22 protein-coding genes and 5 tRNA genes are annotated in these 26,458 nt (G+C 55.4%); 4 read left to right on the top strand and 23 right to left on the bottom strand.

What is annotated here, in order from left to right; translation table 11 throughout:
- Window position 1: 1 nt before the first annotated feature.
- The 17 genes from AC6I4B_RS05610 to mltB all read right to left on the bottom strand — a co-directional run bounded on the left by AC6I4B_RS05610 (window position 2) and on the right by mltB (window position 12,027).
- A complete protein-coding gene (locus tag AC6I4B_RS05610) occupies window positions 2-430 on the bottom strand; it encodes a YqaA family protein (protein ID WP_497770223.1) in 429 nt (142 codons plus the stop codon).
- On the bottom strand, window positions 427-993 hold the full coding sequence (yqaB, locus tag AC6I4B_RS05605) for a fructose-1-phosphate/6-phosphogluconate phosphatase (RefSeq protein WP_497771946.1): 567 nt from the start codon (window positions 991-993) through the stop codon (window positions 427-429). The genes AC6I4B_RS05610 and yqaB overlap by 4 nt, the downstream gene beginning before the upstream one ends.
- A gap of 122 nt (window positions 994-1,115) precedes the next feature.
- Entirely contained in the window at window positions 1,116-1,430 is a 315-nt protein-coding gene (locus AC6I4B_RS05600; protein ID WP_497770221.1) for a BON domain-containing protein, read from the bottom strand.
- Between the two features lie 180 nt (window positions 1,431-1,610).
- Window positions 1,611-1,687 (bottom strand) — tRNA-Arg (locus tag AC6I4B_RS05595).
- Window positions 1,688-1,746: 59 nt separating this feature from the next.
- Window positions 1,747-1,823: transfer RNA gene (locus AC6I4B_RS05590), tRNA-Arg, on the bottom strand.
- A 59-nt stretch (window positions 1,824-1,882) separates the two neighbouring features.
- Window positions 1,883-1,959: transfer RNA gene (locus AC6I4B_RS05585), tRNA-Arg, on the bottom strand.
- A 192-nt stretch (window positions 1,960-2,151) separates the two neighbouring features.
- A tRNA-Arg gene (locus AC6I4B_RS05580) sits at window positions 2,152-2,228 on the bottom strand.
- A 3-nt stretch (window positions 2,229-2,231) separates the two neighbouring features.
- Window positions 2,232-2,324, bottom strand: a tRNA-Ser gene (locus tag AC6I4B_RS05575).
- 318 nt (window positions 2,325-2,642) lie between these two features.
- Complete coding sequence (gene csrA, locus AC6I4B_RS05570) at window positions 2,643-2,828, bottom strand: carbon storage regulator CsrA (RefSeq protein WP_000906486.1); 186 nt, start codon at window positions 2,826-2,828, stop codon at window positions 2,643-2,645.
- 241 nt (window positions 2,829-3,069) lie between these two features.
- Entirely contained in the window at window positions 3,070-5,697 is a 2,628-nt protein-coding gene (gene alaS, locus AC6I4B_RS05565) for an alanine--tRNA ligase (protein WP_497770219.1), read from the bottom strand.
- 253 nt (window positions 5,698-5,950) lie between these two features.
- Window positions 5,951-6,451, bottom strand: coding sequence for a recombination regulator RecX (gene recX, locus AC6I4B_RS05560; RefSeq protein WP_497770218.1), 501 nt, complete (start codon window positions 6,449-6,451; stop codon window positions 5,951-5,953).
- Window positions 6,452-6,524: 73 nt separating this feature from the next.
- Window positions 6,525-7,589 (bottom strand): recombinase RecA, encoded by a 1,065-nt coding sequence (recA, locus tag AC6I4B_RS05555; RefSeq protein WP_497770216.1) that lies wholly within the window; start codon window positions 7,587-7,589, stop codon window positions 6,525-6,527.
- A gap of 80 nt (window positions 7,590-7,669) precedes the next feature.
- Window positions 7,670-8,167 carry a nicotinamide-nucleotide amidase gene (pncC, locus tag AC6I4B_RS05550; protein ID WP_497771944.1) on the bottom strand — a complete coding sequence of 166 codons (498 nt, stop codon included), beginning with the start codon at window positions 8,165-8,167 and terminating at the stop codon, window positions 7,670-7,672.
- A gap of 136 nt (window positions 8,168-8,303) precedes the next feature.
- Entirely contained in the window at window positions 8,304-9,182 is an 879-nt protein-coding gene (locus AC6I4B_RS05545; protein ID WP_497770215.1) for a metal ABC transporter substrate-binding protein, read from the bottom strand.
- 9 nt (window positions 9,183-9,191) lie between these two features.
- Window positions 9,192-10,055, bottom strand: coding sequence for a metal ABC transporter permease (locus tag AC6I4B_RS05540; RefSeq protein ID WP_497770213.1), 864 nt, complete (start codon window positions 10,053-10,055; stop codon window positions 9,192-9,194).
- Complete coding sequence (locus tag AC6I4B_RS05535) at window positions 10,052-10,729, bottom strand: metal ABC transporter ATP-binding protein (protein ID WP_497771943.1); 678 nt, start codon at window positions 10,727-10,729, stop codon at window positions 10,052-10,054. The genes AC6I4B_RS05540 and AC6I4B_RS05535 overlap by 4 nt, the downstream gene beginning before the upstream one ends.
- A gap of 227 nt (window positions 10,730-10,956) precedes the next feature.
- Complete coding sequence (gene mltB / locus AC6I4B_RS05530; RefSeq protein WP_497770212.1) at window positions 10,957-12,027, bottom strand: lytic murein transglycosylase B; 1,071 nt, start codon at window positions 12,025-12,027, stop codon at window positions 10,957-10,959.
- Window positions 12,028-12,229: 202 nt separating this feature from the next.
- Between mltB and gutQ the strand changes: the two genes are divergently transcribed.
- Window positions 12,230-13,195, top strand: coding sequence for an arabinose-5-phosphate isomerase GutQ (gene gutQ / locus AC6I4B_RS05525; RefSeq protein WP_497770210.1), 966 nt, complete (start codon window positions 12,230-12,232; stop codon window positions 13,193-13,195).
- On the opposite strand, the gene norR is transcribed toward gutQ, so the two are convergent.
- Window positions 13,192-14,709: a nitric oxide reductase transcriptional regulator NorR gene (gene norR / locus AC6I4B_RS05520; RefSeq protein WP_497770209.1), complete on the bottom strand. Its 1,518-nt coding sequence runs from the start codon at window positions 14,707-14,709 to the stop codon at window positions 13,192-13,194. The genes gutQ and norR overlap by 4 nt on opposite strands.
- A gap of 189 nt (window positions 14,710-14,898) precedes the next feature.
- Between norR and norV the strand changes: the two genes are divergently transcribed.
- Together norV and norW are read left to right on the top strand one after the other, a co-directional pair.
- Window positions 14,899-16,326, top strand: a complete 1,428-nt coding sequence (gene norV, locus AC6I4B_RS05515; protein WP_497770207.1) for an anaerobic nitric oxide reductase flavorubredoxin — start codon at window positions 14,899-14,901, stop codon at window positions 16,324-16,326.
- Between the two features lie 8 nt (window positions 16,327-16,334).
- On the top strand, window positions 16,335-17,468 hold the full coding sequence (gene norW, locus AC6I4B_RS05510; RefSeq protein WP_497770206.1) for an NADH:flavorubredoxin reductase NorW: 1,134 nt from the start codon (window positions 16,335-16,337) through the stop codon (window positions 17,466-17,468).
- Between the two features lie 87 nt (window positions 17,469-17,555).
- On the opposite strand, the gene AC6I4B_RS05505 is transcribed toward norW, so the two are convergent.
- The 5 genes from AC6I4B_RS05505 to AC6I4B_RS05485 all read right to left on the bottom strand — a co-directional run bounded on the left by AC6I4B_RS05505 (window position 17,556) and on the right by AC6I4B_RS05485 (window position 24,712).
- Window positions 17,556-18,572 carry a HoxN/HupN/NixA family nickel/cobalt transporter gene (locus AC6I4B_RS05505; RefSeq protein ID WP_497770205.1) on the bottom strand — a complete coding sequence of 339 codons (1,017 nt, stop codon included), beginning with the start codon at window positions 18,570-18,572 and terminating at the stop codon, window positions 17,556-17,558.
- Window positions 18,573-18,585: 13 nt separating this feature from the next.
- Window positions 18,586-20,814 (bottom strand): carbamoyltransferase HypF, encoded by a 2,229-nt coding sequence (gene hypF, locus AC6I4B_RS05500; protein WP_497770203.1) that lies wholly within the window; start codon window positions 20,812-20,814, stop codon window positions 18,586-18,588.
- Window positions 20,815-20,819: 5 nt separating this feature from the next.
- A complete protein-coding gene (gene fdhF / locus AC6I4B_RS05495; protein ID WP_497770202.1) occupies window positions 20,820-22,970 on the bottom strand; it encodes a formate dehydrogenase subunit alpha in 2,151 nt (716 codons plus the stop codon).
- A 38-nt stretch (window positions 22,971-23,008) separates the two neighbouring features.
- A complete protein-coding gene (hydN, locus tag AC6I4B_RS05490; protein ID WP_497770200.1) occupies window positions 23,009-23,554 on the bottom strand; it encodes an electron transport protein HydN in 546 nt (181 codons plus the stop codon).
- Window positions 23,555-23,698: 144 nt separating this feature from the next.
- On the bottom strand, window positions 23,699-24,712 hold the full coding sequence (locus AC6I4B_RS05485; protein WP_497770199.1) for a LacI family DNA-binding transcriptional regulator: 1,014 nt from the start codon (window positions 24,710-24,712) through the stop codon (window positions 23,699-23,701).
- A 265-nt stretch (window positions 24,713-24,977) separates the two neighbouring features.
- Here AC6I4B_RS05485 and ascF point away from each other — a divergent pair, with 265 nt between their 5' ends.
- A complete protein-coding gene (gene ascF / locus AC6I4B_RS05480; RefSeq protein WP_497770198.1) occupies window positions 24,978-26,432 on the top strand; it encodes a PTS cellobiose/arbutin/salicin transporter subunit IIBC in 1,455 nt (484 codons plus the stop codon).
- The last annotated feature ends 26 nt before the right edge of the window (window positions 26,433-26,458 follow it).

Below are 26,458 nucleotides of genomic sequence, written 5' to 3'. Positions count from 1 at the left end.
ATTAGTGCCACCACGTCATGCCCTGGAGCGTCAGCGCCGCCACTACGATGTAGCGCAACGCCTTACCAAGGCATAAAAAAAAGAGTACCGGCCCCCATGAAATACGCATCCACCCTGCCAGCAGGCACAGTAAATCGCCAATCACGGGAACCCAGCTCAGCAGTAGCGTGGCTGCGCCGTAGCGTCGTAACCAGCCAACTGCTTTTTCCTGCCATCGCGATGTTTTGCGTAATGGGAAAAAACGTCCAAGAATAACGTTAGTTGCCCCACCAAGGCTATTACCCATTGTTGCTATTACTACCAAAATCCACGGTTTACTCGCCCCGGCAAGCAGTAGCGCAACCAAAACGGCTTCAGAATTTCCCGGTAGTAACGTCGCGCTGAGAAAGCTGCTGGTAAAGAGCGATGCCAGCGCAAACCCCTCACTCACAGCAGGCGAACGTCAACAGCATCCATCCCTGCTGCAGCGGCAGCCTGAAGGCCGAAATCGGCATCTTCAAACACCACGCAGCGTTCAGGAGCCACACCCATGCGTTCCGCACACAGTAAAAAGGTGTCCGGTGCTGGTTTGTGTTGCTTCACGTGATCGGCGGCGACAACCGCCGTAAAGTAGTGGCGTAACCCCAGATGAGTCAGCAGAGCCTCTGCAATAGCGCTTTCGCTCCCTGTACCGACCGCCATCGGACGGCGGCCGTGCCACGCTTTCACCACCTCAATCAGCGGCAGGGGCGTAACCGAATCCAGTAGCATCGCTTTTACGGCATCTGTTTTTTCGCGCGCCAGAAAGTGAGGGTCAAGATCAGCGCCATGACGTTCGATAATCGCCTGCGCAATACGCCAGGTTGGCGAGCCGTTGAGCGCGACCATGGCCTGTTCGTCAAAACGCATACCATATCGCCCCAGAACTTCGCCCCACGCCTTACGGTGTGTGGGTTCCGTATCAAGAATGGTGCCATCCATATCAAAAATCAATCCAGCATAGCGCTCGTACATTGTCTTCTCACCCATCGGATAATGTCTTGTTACTTTATCGTAAATGGCGAGGATTGTCGCTGCTGGGCGTAGAGACTATCAAGGCACCCTAAGGTGCCTTTGCATTTCTATTCTGCGAAAAATTATTTCACCCGCATGTCGTTTTCAACGACTCGCACACCCTGAACCCGGCGCGTAATGTCCACCGCCCGTTTAGCATCAGCGGCAGAGGATACAAAGCCGCTCAACTGTACCCGGCCTTTGAAGGTCTGAACGTTAATTTCGCTGGATTTAATATTTTTCTCGCTGAACAGCGCTGTTTTTACTTTGGTGGTGATCACCGTGTCATCAATATAACCACCGGTGCTTTCCTTGGTTGTCGATCCCGCACAGCCGGACAGCGAGATAGCCACCAGAAGCGTTGCGCAAAACGCAGCCATTGCTTTGAACCATTTCATGGATTTCTCTCCTTGCAGTCATGTCACCAGAATAATGGCGTAATCAAGGATAAATTATAGAATAAAGAATGGCTTGCCAATGAGAATAGTGCGAATTAATTATGGCTAATTACAGAAAAAATAGAGTTGGTTTTAAATGCGTTGAGGTAATTTTGCTAAGAAGGAATATTGCAGAAAGGATGGTGCATCCGGGAGGATTCGAACCTCCGACCGCTCGGTTCGTAGCCGAGTACTCTATCCAGCTGAGCTACGGATGCATCGGGAAACTTGTTTTACTGCCGATATTGATACCGCGAAAACGATATCAAGTAAAAGATGGTGCATCCGGGAGGATTCGAACCTCCGACCGCTCGGTTCGTAGCCGAGTACTCTATCCAGCTGAGCTACGGATGCATCGGGAAACTTGTTTTACTGCCGATATTGATACCGCGAAAACGATATCAAGTAAGAGATGGTGCATCCGGGAGGATTCGAACCTCCGACCGCTCGGTTCGTAGCCGAGTACTCTATCCAGCTGAGCTACGGATGCATCAGGGAAACTTACTTTACTGCAGATTTGATACCGCTGCTAAAGCGCTATCAGATAATATGGTGCATCCGGGAGGATTACTCGGCTGCGCCTTGCCCTACGGGTCGTTGCTAAAGCAACGCTATCCTCCCTGGTGCTTGCGATTATCTCGCAGACCTTGAAACAACAGCTTTGCTGTTATCTCGGAGAATATGGTGCATCCGGGAGGATTCGAACCTCCGACCGCTCGGTTCGTAGCCGAGTACTCTATCCAGCTGAGCTACGGATGCAAATGGCGGTGAGGCGGGGATTCGAACCCCGGATGCAGCTTTTGACCGCATACTCCCTTAGCAGGGGAGCGCCTTCAGCCTCTCGGCCACCTCACCAACACGCCTCTTGCGAGTGCTTCGGAGAACTCGTTAAAAGCTCTTCGTCGCTGCGTGGCGCACATATTACTTTCTGGGACTTATAAGTCAAACAATTTTCCCCACATTTTTTTCGTTTGCACATTTCACACGCAATACGGTGGTAAAAAAGGCAAAATGAGCGTTTTATCAACAGATAAATTGTGATTACACCGACAAAACGGTGATGAGAAAAAACAGCAGAGAAGTTGAGAGAAAGGCAAAAAAGCGAAGCAACAGGGAATAAAGGGGGAAAATCGGTGGGAGTGGCGTCTCACCCGAGGGGTGAGACGCGAGATCTTAGTAACTGGACTGCTGGGATTTTTCAGCCTGGATACGCTGGTAGATTTCTTCACGGTGAACAGAGACTTCTTTCGGGGCATTTACGCCAATGCGTACTTGGTTACCCTTCACCCCTAAAACTGTCACAGTGACCTCATCTCCAATCATGAGGGTCTCACCAACTCGACGAGTCAGAATCAGCATTCTTTGCTCCTTGAAAGATTAAAAGAGTCGGGTCTCTCTGTATCCCGGCATTCTCCATCATATAACGCCAAAAGGTAAGCGATGACAAACACCTTAAGTGTAAGCGGTCACGGCATCACATTCTGTCAAATGTAAGTTTAGCCGATCTACATGACTTCAACCTGACTTTATCGTTATCAGTACCGCATATGCAAGACGCCTTAACATTTAACGTTAAGGCGTCTACATGCGTTTATAGTTATTACAGTTTAGCGCTTACCCAGCCCTTCACACTGGCCAGTGCAGCAGGGAGAGCCGCCGCATCAGTACCGCCAGCTTGCGCCATATCCGGACGACCGCCCCCTTTGCCGCCCACCTGCTGGGCGACCATACCTACCAATTCCCCTGCTTTCACACGGTCGGTCACATCCTTAGACACGCCTGCAATCAGAGAAACCTTACCTTCTGCAACCGTCGCCAGCACGATAACCGCAGAACCTAACTGATTCTTCAGATCGTCGACCATGGTACGCAGCATTTTTGGCTCAACGCCAGCAAGCTCGCTCACCAGCAGGTTCACGCCGTTAATCACTTCCGCTTTACTGGAAAGATTCGCGCTCTCCTGGGCTGCCGCTTGTTCTTTCAACTGCTGCAACTCTTTTTCCAACTGGCGAGTGCGTTCGATAACCGTACGCACTTTTTCCGTCAGATTGTGGCTGTCGCCCTTCAGCAGCTGCGCGATATCACTTAAGCGATCGCTTTCTGCATGAAGGGTGGCAATCGCGCCTTCGCCGGTTACGGCTTCAATACGACGAACGCCCGCAGCCGTACCGGATTCAGAAACAATACGGAACAGACCGATATCACCGGTGCGAGAGGCGTGAGTACCGCCGCACAGCTCGGTAGAGAAGTCGCCCATGCTCAGTACGCGAACGTGGTCGTCATATTTCTCACCGAACAACGCCATAGCGCCTTTCGCTTTTGCTGCGTCGAGATCCATGATGTTGGTTTCGATTGGCAGGTTACGACGAATCTGGGCATTGACCAGATCTTCAACTGCGCGAATCTCTTCCGGCTTCATGGCTTCGAAATGGGAGAAGTCGAAGCGCAGCACTTTATCATTAACCAGCGAGCCTTTCTGCGCCACGTGAGTGCCCAGAATCTGGCGCAGTGCCGCATGCATCAGGTGCGTCGCGGAGTGGTTCAGACGGATACGAGCACGACGTGCATCATCAACATCAGCCTGTACCGCGTCGCCCACTTTCAGCGCGCCGGTAGACAGCTTGCCGAGATGACCAATCGCCTGACCATATTTCTGCGTGTCGCTAACGGCAAAGTTAAAGCCTGCGCCTTTCAGTTCGCCTTTATCGCCAACCTGGCCGCCAGATTCTGCATAGAATGGCGTTTGGTCGAGAATGACAACCGCTTCCTGACCCGCAGCGATACTGTCTACCGCTTTGCCATCAACAAACAGCGCGGTCACTTTACCGTTCAGTTCCAGATGGTCGTAGCCTTTAAACTCAGAAGAACCATCAACGCGAATCATTGCGTTGTAGTCTGCGCCAAAACCGCTGGACTCACGCGCACGGCGGCGCTGTTCTTCCATTGCGGCTTCAAAGCCTTCTTCGTCAACCTTGATGTTGCGCTCACGGCAAACGTCAGCCGTCAGGTCAACCGGGAATCCGTAGGTGTCGTACAGACGGAAAGCCGTTTCACCGTCCAGCGTATCGCCGGAAAGTTTAGCCAGCTCTTCGTCGAGCAGCGCCAGACCACGCTCCAGCGTACGAGCAAACTGCTCTTCTTCGGTTTTCAGTACCTGCTCAACCTGCGCCTGTTGGCGTTTCAACTCTTCGCCTGCCGCACCCATCACATCAATCAGCGGGCCAACCAGCTTGTAGAAGAAGGTGTCTTTCGCGCCCAGCATGTTGCCATGACGAACCGCACGACGAATGATACGACGCAGCACGTAGCCACGGCTTTCGTTGGATGGCATCACGCCATCAGCAATCAGGAACGCACAGGAACGAATATGGTCAGCAATAACACGCAGCGATTTGTTGCCGAGGTCGGTCGCGCCAGTCACTTTCGCGACAGCGTCAATCAACTTACGGAACAGGTCGATTTCATAGTTAGAGTTAACGTGTTGCAGTACCGCAGTAATACGCTCCAGACCCATCCCGGTATCAACGGATGGTTTTGGCAGCGGTTCCATGGTGCCGTCAGCCTGACGGTTGAACTGCATGAAGACGATGTTCCAGATTTCAATGTAACGGTCGCCGTCTTCTTCAGCAGATCCCGGAGGGCCACCCCAGATGTGGTCGCCGTGGTCATAGAAAATTTCGGTGCACGGGCCGCAAGGGCCGGTATCGCCCATTTGCCAGAAGTTATCGGATGCGTACGGCGCGCCTTTGTTGTCGCCGATGCGGATAATACGCTCACGCGGAATACCGACTTCTTTTTCCCAGATTTCGTAGGCTTCATCATCGGTTTCATACACGGTGACCCACAGACGCTCTTTCGGCAGGGCAAACCAGTTATCACCGGTCAGCAGTTCCCACGCATACTGGATAGCGTCGTGTTTGAAGTAATCACCGAAGCTGAAGTTGCCCAGCATTTCGAAGAAAGTGTGGTGACGAGCGGTGTAACCGACGTTTTCCAGGTCGTTATGTTTACCGCCAGCACGTACACAACGCTGCGAGGTGGTCGCACGCGAATAATTACGCTTGTCAAGACCGAGGAATACGTCCTTGAACTGGTTCATCCCAGCGTTGGTAAACAACAGAGTTGGGTCGTTATTTGGCACCAGAGAGCTACTAGCAACTACCTGGTGTCCTTTACTATGGAAAAAGTCGAGAAACGCCTGACGGATCTCAGCGGTGCTCTTGCTCATAATTATCCTGAAATCAAGCTACACTTCATCCTTCAAACCGCCTCTGCGTTGGCTGCGCGCGTTCACCCAAGTTACGTACAGTTCTACGCTTCAGAGGATTCACTCACTGGCCGCCGGATGCGGCTTGAATGATTATGTGTATTTAAGGAATATTCGTCGCAGACGCTGGCCGCCGTAAAACGACCCGCGCCTGAACGGAAAAAGTAGGAATAAGATAAGTTTTCTTTAGAGGGAAGTAAAATCCCGAGTGCGGTCAATCAGCAAAATTTCGCCATATTTCCTGGATATCTTCCATCAGGTAACCGCGATACAGCAAAAAGCGTTGGATTTTGACCTTCTCGGCGAAAGCCGTTGGTAACGGTTCTCCATATTTCCTTTGCGCCTGCTCGCGAGCCAGTTGTCCCCACTCTATCTCGCACTCTCGCATGGCCTGTTCAATCGCATCGCGGGCAATTCCCTTTTGCCCAAGTTCCTGGCGGATACGCGCAGGGCCGTAGCCTTTACGGCTGCGCCCAGCCATAAACTGTTGCACAAAGCGGCTGTCGTCGAGGTAACGATTTTCATGACACCAGGCCACCACTTTTTCGACATCTTCTTCCGGCGCGTCTACCGGCTCAAGGCCATTTTTAGTCATCACCGGTGCGATTAATTTGCGTCTAAGCTCCTGCTCACTATGGTCACGCATCGCCAGAATGCGAATAGCGCGATCCAGCAAGCGGGCGTACGCAGAGCGACGTGGTGAGTTCTCGTTCATAACCCTCCCTGACGTTTAAATGCAAAAAGGGCTGCATGAGCAGCCCTTCTGTTCTGTTTCTGACGCGAGGTTATCAGAAATCTTCGTTGGTTTCTTTCGCATGCGCGTCGTTATCGTCGATAACGAAGTCTGGCTTAGAGTCTGGGTTGCTGAGCAGCAGCTCACGCACTTTCTTCTCGATCTCTTTCGCCGCAGCCGGGTTCTCTTTCAGCCAGGAGATAGCGTTCGCTTTACCCTGACCAATTTTGTCGCCGTTGTAGCTATACCAGGCACCGGCTTTTTCAATCAGCTTCTCTTTCACGCCGAGATCGACCAGCTCACCTAAGAAGTTAATCCCTTCACCGTAAAGGATCTGGAATTCAGCCTGTTTAAACGGTGCTGCAATTTTGTTCTTCACCACTTTCACGCGGGTTTCACTACCCACCACGTTGTCGCCTTCTTTCACCGCGCCAATACGGCGGATGTCCAGACGAACAGAGGCGTAGAATTTCAGTGCGTTACCACCGGTCGTGGTTTCCGGGTTACCGAACATCACGCCAATTTTCATACGGATCTGGTTGATGAAGATAAGCAGCGTGTTGGACTGTTTCAGGTTACCCGCCAGCTTACGCATCGCCTGGCTCATCATACGTGCCGCAAGGCCCATGTGAGAGTCACCGATTTCGCCTTCGATTTCCGCTTTTGGTGTCAGTGCTGCAACGGAGTCTACAACGATAACGTCTACTGCGCCGGAACGCGCCAGTGCGTCACAGATTTCCAGTGCCTGTTCGCCAGTGTCTGGCTGAGAACACAGCAGGTTGTCGATATCAACGCCCAGCTTGCGAGCATAAACTGGGTCCAGCGCGTGTTCGGCGTCGATAAACGCACAGGTTTTACCTTCGCGTTGCGCAGCGGCAATAACTTGCAGCGTCAGCGTCGTTTTACCGGAGGATTCTGGCCCGTAGATTTCGACGATACGGCCCATTGGTAGACCGCCAGCGCCCAGCGCGATATCCAGTGAAAGCGAGCCGGTAGAGATAGTTTCCACGTCCATGGAGCGGTCTTCACCCAGACGCATGATGGAGCCTTTGCCGAATTGTTTTTCAATTTGGCCCAGTGCTGCCGCCAACGCTTTCTGTTTGTTTTCGTCGATAGCCATTTTTACTCCTGTCATGCCGAGCGTACCCGGAGAATGAATTCTGTTCTGTTGAGGCAATTATACTGTATGGTCATACAGTATCAAGTGTTTTGTAGAAATTGTTGCCAGAGTAATTTCAACGCATAGGCTGTCGCCTGTCGGCGCACCGATTCGCGGTCGCCAGAGAAGCATTCACGTTGCGTGACTCCCTGCCCATTAGCGCTGGCGACGCCAAACCAGACCGTGCCAACCGGCTTGTCTGCGCTACCACCGTCCGGCCCGGCAATGCCGCTTACCGAGACAGCAAAGTCGGCTCGCGCCGCACGCAGTGCGCCTATCGCCATCTCGACCACCACCGGTTCGCTGACCGCGCCGTGCTGTACCAGGGTGTCTTCGCGCACGCCAATCATCTGCGATTTCGCTTCATTGCTGTAGGTCACAAACCCGCGTTCAAACCACGCAGAGCTACCGGCAATATCGGTGATGGTTTTGGCTATCCAGCCACCGGTGCAGGACTCTGCGGTGGTCATCGTTGCGCCGCGCGCCTTTAGCGCCAGCCCAATCTGCTCGCTCAGCTGCATTAATTCTGAATCGGTCATCATTGCTCCGCTTAAGCCAGATAAAGAGGCCATCAAAGATAGCACTTTCAGCACAGATGTGGGGACGCGATGATGATTTTACGAGGGGGTTCCAGAAATGATTCGCCCCGGAGGATCGGGGCGAAAGTCATGAGATTTAACGCATGCTCGCAGCGATAAGCTCTACGTTATGGCGAAGCATTTTCGTGTAGCTGTCAGCCACACCGCCCAGTTTAGACAGCGCTTCTGGGTACAATTCGCCTCCCGGCTGTGCGCCAGTCGCGCTGGCAATTTGCTTCACTAAGCGCGGGTCGAGCTGGTTTTCCATAAACCAGGTATGCACCCCGTCAGCCTTAATTTGGTTAATCAGCGCCGCCACCTGCGCCGCACTGGCTTCGCTCTCCGACGACAGCCCTTGTGGCGAGAGGAACGTCACCCCGTAAGCACGGGAGAAATAGCCAAAAGCATCGTGGCTGGTCAGCACTTTGCGTTTTTGCGGCGCAATGCTGCTAAATTGCTGCTTCGCCCAACCGTCAATCTCATGCAAATGGTGAATATATTTCTCGCCGGAGGCCTTCAACGCGTCGCTGTCTTCCGGGTCGGCTTTCACCAGGCCATGCAGAATATTTTGCGCATACAGCGCGCCGTTAGCAGCACTGTTCCAGGCGTGCGGGTCCGTCACTGTTTTACCGTCTTCTTCCAGGGTATGCGTTTTTATCCCCGTCGATGCCACCACGAGCTGCCCTTTAAAGCCCGACGCGCTAATTAGCCGATCCAGCCAGCCTTCCAGCCCTAGTCCGTTGATGACCACCACATCAGCCTGACTTATCAATGCGCTATCCTGGGGCGAAGGCTCAAAGGTGTGCGGATCACCGTCCGGGCCGACCAACGTGTGAACATGAACATGCTCGCCCCCCACCTGCTGCACCATATCGCCGAGCACCGAAAAACTCGCCACCACATTCAGCGTTTTCGCCATGCTTCCTTGCGCCACCAGGCCTAATGCCAGCGCCAGAACTATCCCCATTCGTTTCATCTTTTCCCCTTACCCTATTAATTTTCGCCAGCCGACAGTCAACCGGCTGCGCTTGCCAAAAAACACCGAAACAAAAAAGATGCCGCTGGCCGTCAGGACTATCGATGGCCCTGCCGGTAGATTCGCCGTCCACGACAGGCTCAACCCCAGCCAAGCACACACGCAGCCCATCAGCGCCGCCAGCAGTAAAATACTCGGCAGCGTGCGCGCCCAGCAGGTCGCGGCCACGGCGGGCAGCATCATCACGCCAACAGCCATTAACGTGCCCAGCACCTGAAACCCCGCCACCAGGTTGAGCACCAACAGCGCCAGAAATAGGCCATGCAACAGCACCGGCAACCAGCGCGCATTCACTTGCAGCCAGGCGCTGTCGAACGCCTCGCTGACTAATCCCCGATAAAACAGCGCAATGCAGATAATCGTCAGGCTGGCGACGCTCACCACAAACAGCGCAGCATCGTTGTCAACCGCCAGAATTGAGCCAAAAAGCAGGTGCAGCAGATCAACATTAGAACCGCGCAGCGACACTAGCGTGACCCCCAGCGCCAGCGAACCAAGGTAGAAACCGGCAAAACTGGCATCTTCTTTAAGCGGCGTACGGCGGCTCACCCAGCCCGCCACCAGCGCCACGACAATTCCGGCAATAAAGCCGCCGACGGTCATGGCTAGCAGGGACATGCCGTTGAGCAAATAGCCCGCCGCCACACCGGGCAAAATGGCGTGGGACAACGCATCGCCCATCAGGCTCATTCGTCGGAGCAGTAAAAAGACGCCAAGAATGGTGGTGCTTAGCGACAACGCCAGACACACCACCAGCGCGCGGCGCATAAAGCCGAATTCAATAAACGGTTGGAAGAAGGTGTGCCAAATCATGCCTGCCTCGCGGAAGTAAAGGCGGCAAGGACATCCGGGGTTTCCCCCCAACGTGCATCCTTTGATGCCAGCAGGAGCGTTTCAGGGAAGCACTCCGCGACGCGTTGGTTATCATGCAGCACCGCCAGCACGGTTTGCCCCTGCTGGTGCATTTCAAGAATCACGCCCATCAAGTCGCGGCTGGTAGCTTCATCAATGCCGGTAAACGGCTCGTCGAGCATCACCAGCGGCGCACGTTGCACCAGTACGCGCGCAAACAACATGCGCTGAAACTGGCCACCGGAAAGTTCTTCGATAGGCGCTTTCGCCATCGCCGACAGCCCCACCCGCGCCAGCGCGGCATCTATGCGGCGTCGGGAATCGCGACGCAAACTTCGCAGCAGCGAGACGCGCGGCCATGCTCCATAGCTGACGACGTCTTGCACCATCAGCGGAAACTGCGACTCCAGCGCATGACGCTGCGCCAGCCAGCCGATAACCGGGCGCGATGGCGACCAGCGCACAACGCCGCTCACCGGCGGAATAAAGCCCGCCAGCGTCTTCAATAACGTTGATTTTCCACAGCCGTTCAGCCCAACAATCGCCGTCATGCTGCCTTTATGAATCGTGCCACTCAGCGCTGGCGTAATCGCCACACCTTCATAGCCCACTACCAGGTTGTCCAGTTCAATCATGGCAGCGCGACCGCCCACCAAACCGCCAGCCACAGCGCCACCAGCAACACACAGGCCAACAGCAGCCTGGCCGTGCCGGAGGCCATAAACAATGTACTCAACATGTCCACCTCGTTAATTGATGTTATAACATAACAATATGAAATTAACGTGCGGATGTAAACGCCAGGAAATGATGCAAAATGTAACAATCGCCTCTCCGGACGGAGAGGCGCAAAGGAGGGAAATTACTGCCCGCGAGCCTCAGATACCGCCAGCCCCAGTTGCCAAACCGCCATCGCATAATGGGTACTGCGGTTGTAGCGGGTGATGGTGTAGAAGTTCGGCAGCCCGTACCAATACTGGTAGCCCGTGCCGATATCCAGGCGCAACAGGCTAGCCTGCTGATGGTTGCCCAGCGACTGCATTGGCGTTAAGCCTGCCGCCGACAACTGCGAAATGCTGTATTTGGTTTTGAAGCCGTTATCCAGCCCCGGAGCCTGGCCCATTGCCTGCACCGCCACCGTGTCGCCGCTCACCCAGCCGTGCTGTTTAAAGTAGTTAGCAACGCTCCCGATAGCGTCTTCAGGGTCCCACAGGTTGATGTGGCCATCGCCATTAAAATCAACCGCATACTCTTTATAGGACGACGGCATAAACTGCCCGTAGCCCATCGCCCCGGCAAACGAACCTTTCAGATCCAGAGGGTCATCTTTTTCGTCGCGCGCCATCAGCAAGAAGGTTTCCAGCTCGCTGGAGAAGTACGCCGCACGGCGCGGATAGTTAAAGGAGAGTGTCGCCAGCGCATCAAGAATACGGGTTTTACCCATCACGCGGCCCCAGCGGGTTTCGACGCCGATAATCCCGACAATGATTTCCGGCGGGACGCCGTAAACCTGCGAAGCGCGCTGCAATGCGCCCTGATACTGGTTCCAGAATGCTACGCCATTTTGCACGTTATCTGGGGTAATGAACTGTTTACGGTAGCGCAGCCACGCCCCGTTCGGGCCTGACGGCGGCTGGCTGGTCGGCGCTTGTTTGTCCATCAGGCGCAGAACGTAATCCAGGCGTTTTGCCTGTGAGAGGATCTCGTGCAACTGCTGGCGGTCAAATCCATGCTTGCTCACCATTTTATTGATGAACTGCTCGGCAGCCGGGTTATTGGCGAAATCGCCGGTTGGCATCAACGTATTATGCTGGGGTTCAAGAAGAAAACCGCCGGAGGTTGTTGCCGGTGATTCAGCCGTTTTCGGCTTGCTGCTACAGGCAGCGAGCAGGACACACAAAGGGAGTAAAGCCAGAACGCGACGCTTCAACATGGGACTTCCGTTATACAAAATCAGCAAGAGTTAAATATGGTAAAGCATCCGCCACGCTGCAAGGAAGTACCGAACACCTCGACGGGAAAAAAAACTCCGCCAGCGTACTATCCATGATTCAATCAATTCTCTGTTCGGCAAGAATGTTTTATCATCGCCGCGCAAATTGGACCGTGTGACGCGCTAATTAACGGAGAAAGTCATGAGTGATTTTTTGTTAGACGCCGGGCGTAAAGCCCTGTTACTGGAATTACAGGAAGCCAGCCGCCTACCCGACCGTCTTGACGAGACTTTTGTGCAAGCTGCACAAGCCATTCTCGACTGCAAAGGCAAACTGATTGTCTCCGGGATGGGCAAGTCCGGTCACATTGGCAAAAAACTGGCGGCGACCTTTGCCAGCACCGGCACACCGGCGTTCTTCGTTCATCCGGCAGAAGCGCTGCACGGTGACTTAGGGATGGTCGAAAGCCGCGACGTCATGCTGTTTATCTCTTATTCCGGTGGCGCAAAAGAGCTAGACCACATTATCCCACGTTTAAAAGAGAAATCCGTGGTGCTGCTGGCGATGACCGGCAAAGCCAACTCACCGCTGGCGCTCGCCGCCGATGCCGTGCTGGATATCTCAGTAGAACGCGAAGCCTGCCCAATGCACCTTGCCCCAACCTCCAGCACCGTCAATACGCTGATGATGGGCGACGCGCTGGCGATCGCCGTAATGCAGGCGCGCGGTTTCAATGAGGAAGATTTTGCCCGCTCGCATCCGGCAGGAGCGCTGGGCGCACGGTTGTTAAACCGTGTGCATCATCTGATGCGCAAAGACGCCGACGTGCCGCAGGTGTCGCACCACGCAAGCGTAATGGACGCGATGCTCGAACTGAGCCGTACCGGGATGGGAATGGTCGCCGTATGCAATGATCAGGCACAGGTGCTTGGCGTCTTTACCGACGGCGATCTGCGCCGCTGGCTGGTAGACGGCGGTGTGCTGGCTGATACCGTTAGCGCGGCAATGACCACAGGCGGCGTAACGCTGAACGACCAGGCGCGCGCTATCGACGCCAAAGATCAACTGATGAAGCTGAAAATCAGCGCCGCACCGGTGGTGGACGACGCCCACCGTTTAGTGGGCGCGATTAACCTGCAAAACTTCTACCAGGCGGGGATTCTCTAACCCTTCAGCCCCAGACGCTTCGCCAACCGATGCAGGTTGGCGACGTCAGTCTCCAGCGCCCGCGCGCTCGCCGCCCAGTTTTGATGATGCTCATCCAACGCCTGGCTAATCATCTGGCGCTGAAAATGCTCCGTCGCCTCGCGCAGGCTCTGCACCTGTGGAGCCGGTACGGGCGTTTCTGCCACAACGTTCGTCGAGGCATCCTGAAAAGCAAAATGCGGCGCTTCCAGCACTACTTCACCGCTGCTGCGTGTCGCCCGCGCCAGCACCACCGCGCGATGCACCGCATGTTCCAGCTCACGCACGTTGCCAGGCCAATCATAGCTCAGCAAATGCGCCCGCGCCCCCGCGCTCAGCACCACCCGTGACAGCCCCAGACGCAACCGGCACTGCTCGCAGAAATACCCCGCCAGCAGCACCACATCTTCACCCCGTTCGCGCAACGGCGGCACAAAAAGCGGGAACACGCTCAGGCGGTGGAACAGGTCGGCACGGAAATTCCCTGCCAGCACTTCTTCGCGCAAATCACGGTTAGTCGCCGCCAACACGCGCACATCCACCCGCAGGCTGCGGTCATCACCGACGCGCTGAATATCGCCATACTGCAACACGCGCAGCAGTTTGGCCTGTAACGCCAGCGACAGCTCGCCAATCTCGTCCAAAAACAGCGTGCCGTTATCCGCCATTTCAAATTTACCGCTACGGTTGCTGATAGCCCCGGTAAACGCCCCTTTAACATGACCAAAGAGTTCGCTTTCCGCCACGCTTTCCGGCAACGCCGCACAGTTGAGATACACCAACGGGCTTACCGCGCGCGGCGAACCTTCATGAATCGCCTTCGCCACCAGCTCTTTCCCTGTGCCGGTTTCACCGCTTATCAGCACGTTCAGGTCAGAAGCGGCAACAATCTCAATCTCTTTTTTGAGCTGCGCCATACCCGGCGACAGGCCAATCATCTGCGTCGCTTTAATTTGCTCAAAATTACTGACGGAGCCTGGCAGCATATTCTGGCTTTCCAGTTGTTCAATCAGCAGCGCATTGCTCAGCGCCCCGGCAGCCAGCGCCGCAATCAGCCTGAGTTCTTCGTCGCTAAAGACATCGAATTGATCCGGTGACATGCCATCCAGCGTCAAGGCGCCAATCAGGTTTTGTCCGGCAAACAGCGGCAGCCCAATACACGCGTGAACCTTCAGGCTTTCATGCCCGGGGATTAAACCATCGTAAGGATCTGGCAGGTCGCTATCGGCGGGGAAACGCACCACGTCACCAGCGCGAGCAATCGCCTCCAGCCGAGGATGCCCTTCCAGCGTGAAACGGCGGCCCAGGACATCCTGCGTCAGCCCGTCGATGGCGAGCGGAATAAACTGCCGCGCCTCATAACGCAGCAGCGCCGAAGCGTCGCACTCCAGCACCTGGCGTAACGTGGTTATCAGCCGTTGGAAACGGTCTTGATGCCCCACTCCGCGTTGTAATTCAATGGCGATCCCTGCCAGCACATTCACGGAAAAGCTCATAGCAACCTCACAGTCATTTTGACAATGCATAGTGTCATATTGACAATAAAAAGCATAGTCATTTTGACAATTCAAAATAGCATAAAAACAATTAAAACCATACAAATCAACGAATTAAAAAGTTGGCACACTACCTGCAATAAGCAATACATCTTTTTGAGAAACACTGAATTATTGATTGAGGTTGCTATGTCTATTCTGGTTAAAAACAACATTCATTGGGTTGGCCAACGTGATTGGGAAGTGCGTGATTTCCACGGTACGGAATACAAAACACTGCGTGGCAGCAGCTACAACAGCTATCTGATTCGTGAAGAAAAAAATGTGCTGATTGATACCGTCGATCATAAATTCAGCCGTGAATTCGTGCAAAACCTGCGCGGTGAAATCGACCTTGCCGACATCGACTACATCATCATTAACCACGCAGAAGAAGACCATGCCGGTGCGTTAACCGAGCTGATGACGCAGATTCCCGATACCCCCATTTACTGCACCGCTAACGCTATCGACTCTATCAACGGCCACCACCATCACCCAGAGTGGAATTTCCACGTGGTGAAAACGGGCGATACGCTGGATATCGGTAACGGCAAGCAGCTTATCTTCGTTGAAACCCCGATGCTGCACTGGCCGGACAGCATGATGACCTACATGACCGGCGATGCGGTGTTGTTCAGCAACGACGCCTTTGGCCAGCACTATTGTGACGAACGCCTGTTCAACGACGAAGTTGACCAGACTGAGCTGTTCGAACAGTGCCAGCGCTACTATGCCAACATCCTGACGCCGTTCAGCCGCCTGGTAACGCCGAAAATTAACGAGATCCTCGGCTTTAACCTGCCGGTCGATATGATTGCCACCTCTCACGGTGTGGTATGGCGCGACAACCCAACGCAAATCGTGGAACTGTATCTGAAATGGGCAGCAGATTATCAGGAAGATCGCATCACCATTTTCTACGACACCATGTCCAATAATACTCGCATGATGGCGGACGCGATTGCCCAAGGCATCAACGAAGTTGACCCGAACGTGGCGGTGAAAATCTTTAACGTCGCCCGCAGCGATAAAAACGAGATCCTGACTAACGTCTTCCGCTCTAAAGGGGTGCTGGTCGGGACATCCACCATGAACAACGTGATGATGCCGAAAATTGCCGGCCTGGTCGAAGAGATTACCGGCCTGCGTTTTCGCAATAAACGCGCCAGCGCATTTGGTTCACACGGCTGGAGCGGCGGCGCGGTAGACCGTTTATCCACCCGCTTGCAGGATGCGGGTTTCGAAATGTCGTTGAGCCTGAAAGCCAAATGGCGTCCAGACGTTGACGCGCTGGAACTGTGCCGTCAGCACGGGCGCGATATTGCCCGCCAGTGGGCGCTGGCGCCACTGCCAGAAATGGGTGCGGCCCCAGCGGTGGCGCAAGAAAACAGCCCCGCGACGCAAGCCGATCTTGGCCCATGTATGCAGTGCGGGGTTTGCCAGTGGGTTTATGACCCCGCCAAAGGCGAGCCAACTCAGGACGTTAAACCAGGTACACCGTGGAGCGAAGTACCGGATAACTTCCTGTGCCCAGAATGCTCACTCGGCAAAGACGTGTTCGACGTATTAGCGTAGGAGGCAAAATGAATCATGGCATTGTCATTATTGGCTCAGGCTTCGCCGCGCGCCAGTTGGTAAAAAATATCCGTAAGCTGGATGCGAGCGTCAAATTGACGCTCATTGCCGCCGACAGCATCGACGAGTACAACAAGCCGGATTTAAGCCACGTGGTCAGCCGGGGGCAAACCGCTGCCGACCTGACGCTACAAACGGCGGGCGAATTTGCCGAGCAGTACAACCTGAATCTGTTCCCGCAGACCTGGGTGACAGGCATCGACGCCAAAGCGCATGTGGTGAAAAGCCAGAACCACCAGTGGCAGTACGACAAACTGGTGCTGGCAACCGGCGCGGCGGCGATTGTTCCGCCAGTGCCTGGCAAAGATCTGATGCTGACGCTCAACAGCCAGCAAGAGTTTGGCGCGGCGCAAAGTACGTTGCACGATGCCAAACGGGTGCTGATTATCGGTGCGGGGCTGATTGGCAGCGAGCTGGCGATGGACTTCTGCCGCGCGGGTAAATCGGTCACAGTGGTGGATAACTCCGCAAGCATTCTGTCCTCCCTGATGCCGCCAGAAGTCAGCAGCCGCCTGCAACACCGCTTAACCGATATGGGGATTCATCTGTTGCTGAAAAGCCAGTTGCAGTCGCTGGAGCAGACGCCAAGCGGCATCCGCGCTCACTTCGACCGTGAGCGCCATATTGATGTTGATGCGGTGATTGCCGCCACCGGTTTGCGCCCGGAAACCGCGCTGGCGCGAATTGCGGGGTTAGAGATTAACCGTGGGGTGAAGGTGAACAGCACGCTGCAAACCAGCAACCCGGATATTTACGCGCTGGGCGACTGTGCGGAGATCAACGGTACGGTGATGCCGTTCCTGCAACCGATTTTGCTCAGTGCGATGTGTCTGGCGAAGAACATGCTGGGTCAGCCCGGTGAGCTGAAGCTGCCAAATATGTTGGTGAAGGTGAAAACGCCGGATCTGCCGCTGCATTTAGCCGGTGAAACCCGCCGTCAAGATCTGAACTGGAAAATTGAAACGCGCGCCGACGGGATGCTGGCGCAGGGTTACGACGAAAACCAGCAGTTACGGGCGTTTGTCGTCAGCGAAGAACGGATGAAAGAGGCGTTTGGCTTGTTGAAGTCGCTCGCCAGTTAAGACTTGCCCGGTGGCGCTGCGCTTACCGGGCCTACAATAAACACCACCGTAACCGTAGGCCGGATAAGGCGTTAGCCGCCATCCGGCTTAACGCACTACCAACGCGTCATAATTGCGCCAGCGGTAATTCACAATCGACACCAGCCAACACAGCGCAAACAGGCCAATCACCACAAAACCGGCATTCCCCAGGTTATCGCTTAACGCGGCAATCGCGCTCCACGGCCCGCCGGTCAGCGCGAACTTATCCATAATCAACCCCAGCGCTTCCAGCCCGCCAATAAACAGCGCCACCACCACAGAAGCGGCGGTAATGGTCATGTTGTAATAAAGCTTCCGCTGCGGCTTATTGAACGCCCAGCCATACGCCCCAACCATTAAAATATTATCCAGCGTATCCACCAACGCCATGCCGCTGGCAAACAGCGCCGGAAAGACCATAATCGACCACATCGACATCCCGTGAGAGGCACTAGCGGCAGAAATCCCCAGCACGCCAATTTCGGTCGCGGTATCAAAACCTAAACCGAACAAAAAGCCGACCAAATACATATGCCAGCTTTTGCCGATTAAACGGAAAGTGCGGCTGAATAACGCGCTCATCATCCCACCGCTTACCGCCACATCGGCGGCAACCGGTTCACCGTTTTTCAGCGCCTGAAAGCTGTGCCACACGCTGCGCAGAATAATCAGGTTAATCAGCGCCATCACCAGCAAAAACACCGCTGAAACCGCCGTGCCAATCAGGCTACCGGTATCGTGAAACCAGCCCATTTTCTGCTGAAACGCCGTCGCGGTGGCGGCTATCGCCACCGATGCCAGCACCACAATCGACGAGTGCCCCAGCGAGAACCACGCGCCGACGCCAAACGGGCGCTGGCCCTGTTGCATCATTTTGCGCGTGACATTATCAATGGCGGCGATATGGTCGGCGTCCACCGCATGACGCAAACCGTAGCCCCACGCCAGCAGGCTGGCGGCCATCAACGCGCCGTTATCCCCAAATGCCTGCCACGCCCAGCACCAGGCGGCAAGGTTGGCCAATAGCAACACCAGCACCAACAGCGACGCGCGCGGCTGGCGGCGAAGGATATTCCACAACATGATGAGTAACCTCTTAACCCTGATGACGAGCCGCCGCAACCAGCGCTTGTCCGTATGAAATGGCCCCATCCCCCGCCGGTAAGCGCGTGGGAAAGAGCAAGGTGAAATCCGCTAAATAGTGCGTTAAACGTGCGCGCAGCAGCGCGTTGTGCAGCACGCCGCCGCCAAACGCCAGCGTCGAAATCTGTGCCCGCTGCGCCTGTTGGCGCATTAATGCCGCAATGCCGTGCGCCAGCGCATCGTGGAACGCCCACGCTTTTTCGCCCGCCGTCGCCCGCCAGCCCAGCCACGTTTGCCAGAAAGCCGCCAGGTCGAGTTGGTTATCACGCACCGGTATCACCACCGGATGCGCCACACCACGACCGCTTGCCGCCAGCGCTTCCAGCCGACATGCCGCCTCGCCTTCGTAGCTCAGCGAGTCGGGCGCGCAGCCCAGCGCACAGGCCACTGCGTCAAACAACCGCCCACACGATGAGGCCAGCGGGCTATTCAGCCCACGCTCAATCGCTTTCGCCAGCAGCGGCCAATTGTGCTGTTGCAACACGGCGGTTTCAGGAAATTCTGCCCAGTTCGGGACAAACGCCAGACACTGCGCCAGCAGGTTGCGCCACGGTTGCTGCGCCGCGAGGTCGCCCCCTGGCAACGCTACCGCTGGCAGGCCGCCTACATGTTCACAGTCGCGATAGCTCACGCGCAGACACTCGCCGCCCCATAGCGCGCCATTTTCGCCCATGCCAATGCCGTCGAGCGCCATCGCAATCACCTCGCCACCATCAAGCGGCCAGTTGTGCTCGGCAAGACAGGCGGCGATATGCGCATGATGATGCAACACCTGCTGTTGCGGTAATTCGCTAGCGGCGGCCCATTGGCTTGAACGATAGCCTGCGTGAAAATCCGACACCACCGCCTGTGGGGTGAAGTCGTAAATCGCCTGCATCAAACGCAGCGCCCGCTGCCACTGAGTTTCTACGCCGTCGTCGGTCAGGTCGCCAAAATGCTGGCTCAATACCGCCTGGCTATCGCGCACCAGACAAAAGGTGTTTTTCATATCCGCCCCCAGGCACAGCATCGGCGGCACATCGTGAAAACCCGACGGCAGCGGTAGCGCGTCCGGCACATAACCCCGCGAGCGGCGCAGCATTTCACCGTTTTGTCGCAGCACAGAGTCATCCATGCGCTGAACAATATCGCGGTTATGCAGCAAAAAACCGTCGGCAATCTGCCGGAGATCCGCCAACGCCTGTTCGTTGCTTAACGCCGGTGGCTTGCCGCTTAAATTGCCAGAGGTCATCACCAGGGGGCGCGCCAGCGCTTGCATCAGCAAATGCTGTAGTGGGTTGGCGGGTAACATCACCCCCACTTCCGCCAGCGCCGGCGCAATGGCTTCACATACGCCAGCTACCTGCGATTTATCCACCAGCACAATCGGTGCGGCGGGTGTTTGCAGCAACGCGCGCGCCTGCGGCGGCAAGCCGTCGGCATTGGCGAGCATCACCGCAAGCGGTTTGGCCGGGCGATGTTTACGCGCGCGAAGTCTTGCCACCGCCTGCGGATTACCGGCATCACAGGCCAGATGAAAACCGCCAATGCCCTTCACGGCGACAATTTCGCCTGCGGCAAGCGCATCAACCGCCGCCTGTAACGCCGCCTCTTTTTCTTGCTGTTCGCCCGCGCGATGCCAGGTCAGCCACGGGCCGCACTCGGCGCAGGCCACCGGCTGAGCATGAAAACGGCGGTCGTAGGGATTGAGGTACTCCGCCTCACAGCAAGGGCAAAGCGGGAACGCCGCCATCACCGTCAACGGTCGGTCGTACGGCATGGCGTTAATAATTGTAAAGCGCGGCCCACAGTGGGTGCAGTTGATAAACGGGTAGCGGTAGCGCCGCTCCTGCGGGTCGTTCATCTCCGCGAGGCAAGCCGGGCAAGTTGCCGCATCGGGGACAATTTGTGTGCTCATCGCCCCCGCGCCGCTCTGGCGAATGACAAAATCGGTGGGGAGCGTCGGCCAGTTAAATGGCTCAACATGAGTGCTATCAATGCGCGCAAGCGGCGGGCAGTGCTGATGAAGTGCGGCAATTATCCCAGCTGAGTCATCGCCAAGCAGGCGCAGCAGCACCCCGGCGCTGTCATTACAGACATCGCCCAGGCAACCGCGCTGTTGCGCTAACTGCCAGACAAAGGGACGAAACCCCACCCCCTGAACTTTGCCGCAGATACGAATCTGCACACCGTTTGCACGCATGATAATTACCCGGCTACCGCCGCTTTCAGGCGCGTTTTCATGGCCTGATAGCTTTGTAGCGCATAGTTTTCGGCCCAGTTTTGATCCTCAATGGCCTCAATCTTCACCGCACAGTATTTGGTTTCCGGCGTTTTGGAGATAGGGTCGAGGTTGTCCTGAGTCAGTTCATTACAAGCGCCAATCCACCATTGGTAGGTCATGTAGACGCTGCCGAGGTTGATACGTTCGCTCACGTTGGCGCGGCTAATCACCTTGCCGCGACGCGAAGAAACCCACACCAGTTGTTTATCGCTCACGTTCAGTTGTTGCGCATCGCGCGGATGAATCTGCACAAAGCCGGGTTCATCCGCCAGCGATTGCAGCGCCGCGCAGTTGCCGGTCATTGAACGGCAAGAGTAGTGCCCCACTTCCCGCACGGTACACAGCACCAGCGGGAATTGTTCATCAGGGCGCTCGGCGGGCGCACGCCACGGCGCGGCAAACAGATGGCCTTTGCCGTCCGGCGTCGCAAACTGGTTGCCCTCGTACAAATACGGCGTGCCTGGATGGTCGAGCGTTGGGCATGGCCACTGCACATGGCCCATTTCACCCATTTTTTCGTAGGTGACGCCAAAGAACAGCGGGCACAGCTCGCGCATTTCGTCCCAGATTTGCTGGTTATTGTCGTAATGCATCGGGTAGCCCATTTCGCTGGCGATAAGGCTGATAATTTCCCAGTCGCGCTTGACGTTACAGGTCGGCTCGATGGCTTTTTCGAAACGCTGGAAGCCACGGTCGGCACAGGTAAAGACGCCGCCATGCTCGCCCCAGGAAGTGGCGGGCAGCAGCACGTCGGCCTGTTCGGCGGTTTTGGTCATAAAGATGTCCTGCACCACCACAAAGTCGAGCGCGTCAAAACCTTTGCGCACCAGGCCTAAGTCGGCCTCGGTCTGTAACGGATCTTCGCCCATGATGTAGTAGGCTTTCACTTTGCCTTCCAGCGCCAGATGCGGCACTTCGGTAATCCGCACGCCCACTTTGTCGTCCATCAGGCTGGCGTCAATACCCCAGGCGTGCGCGAATTTTTCCCGCACGGCGGCGTCGGTGACATCCTGATAGCCAGGGAACTGGTTCGGCAGCACGCCCATATCACACGCGCCCTGCACGTTGTTTTGCCCGCGAACAGGACCAACGCCGACGTTTTCACGCCCCAGATTACCGGTCAGCAGCGCCAGCGTTGCCAGCCCTTTAACGACATCGACCGCCTGACCAAACTGCGTGACGCCCATCCCCCACATAATGGTGGCTGACGGCGCTGCCGCGTAGGTGCGCATCGCCTGGCGGATTTGCGCCGCCGAAACGCCGGTTAGCTCCTCAACCGCTTCTGGCGCGTACTCTTTCACCACCTCACGCAATTCTTCAAGCCCGGAGGTGTAACGCGCCACGTATTCTTTGTCGTACAGTTCTTCTTCCAGCAGCACATGCGCGAAGGCGTTCACCAGCGCCATATTGCTGCCGTTACGCATTTGTAGATGCTGGTCTGCGATACGCGCGCTTTCAATGCGGCGCGGGTCGCAAACGATAATTTTGGCCCCTTTGTCGCGGGCTTTGATTACCCGGCGCGCCACAATAGGGTGCGAGTCGGCGCAGTTGTAGCCAAAAATCAGCAGGCAGCGTGAGTTTTCGATATCGCTGATACCGTTGCTCATCGCCCCGTTGCCCAGCACGTCTTGCAGCCCAGCCACCGATGGGCCGTGGCAGACACGCGCACAGCAGTCCACATTATTGGTGTGCAGTACGCCACGGGCGAATTTCTGCATCACATAGTTCGTTTCATTGCCAGTGCCGCGCGATGAACCGGTGGTCATGATCGCGCGCGGCCCGTAGTGGGCTTTAATCTCGCCCAGGCGTTTCGCGGTATAGCGAATTGCCTCATCCCAGCTCACAGGCGTGAATTTGCCGCCCTTTTCATAGCGGATCATCGGCTGTGTCAAACGGGGCGTCAGCAGTTGAGTATCGTTGAGAAAATCCCAGCCGTAATAGCCCTTCAGACACAGTTCATTTTGGTTGGTTTTACCATCGGCGGCCTCGGCGCGGATAATTTTACCGTTATCGACAACCAGCTTCAGTTTGCAACCTGCTCCACAGTAGGGGCACACACTCGTGATTTTTTTCATCAGTAACAGACCTGTTAAATGAGAAATTAAGGGACAATTTAAAGAGAAATAGCGGCAGCGCCGTCCAACGCAGCGCGGCGACGTTTTTCTGCACTCAGTTGTTCTAGCTTGCTGCGGTCAACGCAGAACAGCGCATGCGTTGGACACGCTTCCATACAGGCGGGGCCTGCTTCGCGGTGGAAGCACAGGTCACACTTGTTGGCTTCGGCTTTTTCAGCGCGCACTTTAAGTCCTGCGCCGCTGTCGCGAATGACCGGACGCACCACCACTTCCATCGCCCCGTACGGGCAAGCCACTACGCAGGTTTTACAGCCGATGCAGCGTTCCTGCATGACGTGGATAAACCCTTTGTCGCGGCTAATTGCACCGTTCGGGCAGACATTAGCGCACGGTGCGTCTTCGCACTGGCGGCAAGCGGTGGCGGTAGAAACATTAACGCCTTTAATAACGTGAATACGCGGCAGGAAAGATTGCGGCGTGAGGGCGGCGCAGTCCTGATCCTCCTGGTGGGAAACCACACATGCAACTTCGCAGGTACGGCAGCCAATACATTTACTCGCATCAGCAATGATGAAACGGTTCATCAACTTCTCCAGCAATGACAGTGAATACGCGGGAGAATGCATTATTCGAGCCAACTTTTAGTTCATTGATTATTAATACTATTTTGGAAAGGGCGCGGCAGAGAGGCGTGTCATCGTCACTAATGACGATGACAGTTGACGACGTCAGCGGGGTGTCAGGGCAATCATTGATTCACGTTCAATCAACTCGCCAGGGAAAGTCTGTTGATATTTAAAATCCCCACCATCGAGCATAAAAATAAGCCGATTAATGGTTTCTTTAATCATTTCCGTTACCGGAATACGCACGCTGGAAAGCGACGGAATAATATACGGCGCCAGCGCGATATCATCAAAGCCAATAACCGATACCTGCTGCGGAACCGTTATTCCATGAGCGTGAAGGCGCTTTATCGCCCCAACCGCCATATCATCATTACTGGCAACCAGCGCGCTAAAAGTGACCTGCCGTTCGCGCAGCGTATCTACCCCGGCAGCACCGGTCGCAGGAGTCCATTTACCTTCAACAATCAGCTCATTACGCACCGTAATGCCGTGCTTAGTCAACGCGTCTTTATAGCCAGAAAGTCGCTCAATACCGGTGGGGGAATCCAGTGAACCGGTAATAAAAGCAATATCCCGATGACCGAGGCTAATTAATTTTTCTACCGCTTGCTGGCTCGCCGTTTTTTGATCGCAATAAACACAGTGGCTGCTATTACGGCGCAAGCGGCGGTTAATCACCAGCACCGGGCGCTGCTGCTGCTCAATAATATCGTCAATATCATCGACGCTCAGAAAACGGGGATAAATAATAATACCGTCGCAGCGTAAATCGAGCAGGTACTGAATCGCATCCCGCTCCTCCTGGGCGCTGTGTTTACCGTCGGCCAGAATCAGCCGCCGCCCCTGATCTTCAGTCATGCAGGCGGCGTGATACAACAACTCACTGAAGTAAACCCCGTGGTACAGCGTGTTCGTCACCACCAGCCCCAGGGTTTGCGTCTTTTTGGTCGCCAGGTTACGCGCCAGCAGATTTGGCCGGTAGCCGCTCTCCTCGATGGCTAAAAACACCCGGTCTTTTGTCTCCTGGCTGACATACCCATTGCCCGATAGCACCCTGGATACGGTGGCTTTCGAGACACCCGCCCGCTGCGCCACCTCCAGCATCGTCGTCATGATTCATATCCTTAAGAAATCGTTTGGCATGAGTGTACTTCACCATTTGGCTATTTTCAGCAACTGCCAGCGCGCTGAATAAATCGCCCACGGCCTTTCTTGTGATCGGTTTCACGAATAATTAATAAACAAAATTTAGATCTTGCTGGTTAAAAATAAACACATCATGATTTTGTGGAACCGGTTTCCTATGCAACGTTTCATCACCGCGATTCATCCGGCGTTGAGCGACAAGTACCCTACTGATAAAACAGGATAAAATCCGATGTCTAAAAATTATGCGGCTCTGGCGCACTCGGTAGTCACCGCGCTGGGCGGTGTCGAAAATATCACCGCCGTCACGCACTGCATGACCCGCTTACGCTTCGTGCTGAAAGACGACACCCGCGTAGACAGCGCAACGCTGAAAAGCCTCAGCGGAGTGCTGGGCGTGGTACGCAATGAAAACCAGTGCCAGGTGATTATCGGCAATACCGTTTCTCAGGCCTACCGCGAAGTGGTCAGCCTGTTGCCAGCCGACATGCAGCCTGCCGTACCGGTCGGCAAACCTAAATTAACCCTACGCCGCATCGGCGCGGGGATCCTCGATGCGTTGATCGGCACGATGTCACCGCTGATCCCGGCGATTATCGGCGGATCGATGGTCAAGCTGCTGGCGATGATCCTTGAAATGTCCGGCGTGCTGCCAAAAGGTGCGCCGACGCTAACGATTTTAACGGTGATTGGCGACGGGGCGTTCTTCTTCCTGCCGCTGATGGTCGCGGCCTCGGCTGCGGTCAAATTCAAAACCAATATGTCGCTGGCTATCGCCATCGCCGGGGTACTGGTGCACCCCAGTTTTATTGAGCTGATGGCAAAAGCGGCGCAGGGCGAGCACGTCGAGTTTGCGTTTATTCCAGTTACCGCCGTGAAATACACCTACACCGTGATTCCCGCGCTGGTCATGACCTGGTGTCTTTCGTATATCGAACGCTGGGTCGATAAAATTACCCCTGCGGTGACTAAAAACTTCCTCAAACCGATGCTGATCGTGCTGATTGCCGCCCCGCTGGCAATCTTGTTGATTGGCCCTATCGGCATCTGGATCGGTAGCGCAATTTCAGCGCTGGTGTACACCATCCACGGCTATCTGGGCTGGCTGTCCGTCGCCATTATGGGCGCGCTGTGGCCGCTGCTGGTGATGACCGGGATGCACCGCGTCTTTACGCCCACCATTATTCAAACCATCGCTGAAACCGGCAAAGAAGGCATGGTGATGCCATCGGAAATTGGCGCCAATTTGTCACTCGGCGGTTCATCGCTGGCGGTGGCCTGGAAAACAAAAAACCCAGAACTGCGCCAGACGGCGCTGGCGGCAGCGGCTTCGGCGATTCTGGCTGGTATTTCTGAACCCGCGCTATACGGCGTAGCGATACGCCTGAAGCGCCCGCTGATTGCCAGCCTGATTAGCGGTTTTATCTGCGGGGCTGTCGCGGGTATTGCCGGACTAGCCAGCCACTCGATGGCGGCTCCGGGGCTGTTCACCAGCGTACAGTTCTTTGATCCGGCAAACCCGATGTCCATCGTTTGGGTGTTTGGTGTGATGGCGCTGGCGGTGGTGTTGTCGTTTGTGCTGACGTTGATTCTCGGCTTTGAAGATATCCCGCCTGAACAGGCCGCCGCCGAGGCGCGCCAACGCCAGTCCACGCCGAATACCGATATTAATGCAGCAGGCATTTAATTATTTTTCAGTAAGTTGAGGTAACG

The organism is Kluyvera fluvialis (assembly GCF_059725275.1).
Note: the sequence above shows the minus strand (reverse complement) of the source record. Positions and strands in the feature narration are given on the sequence as shown.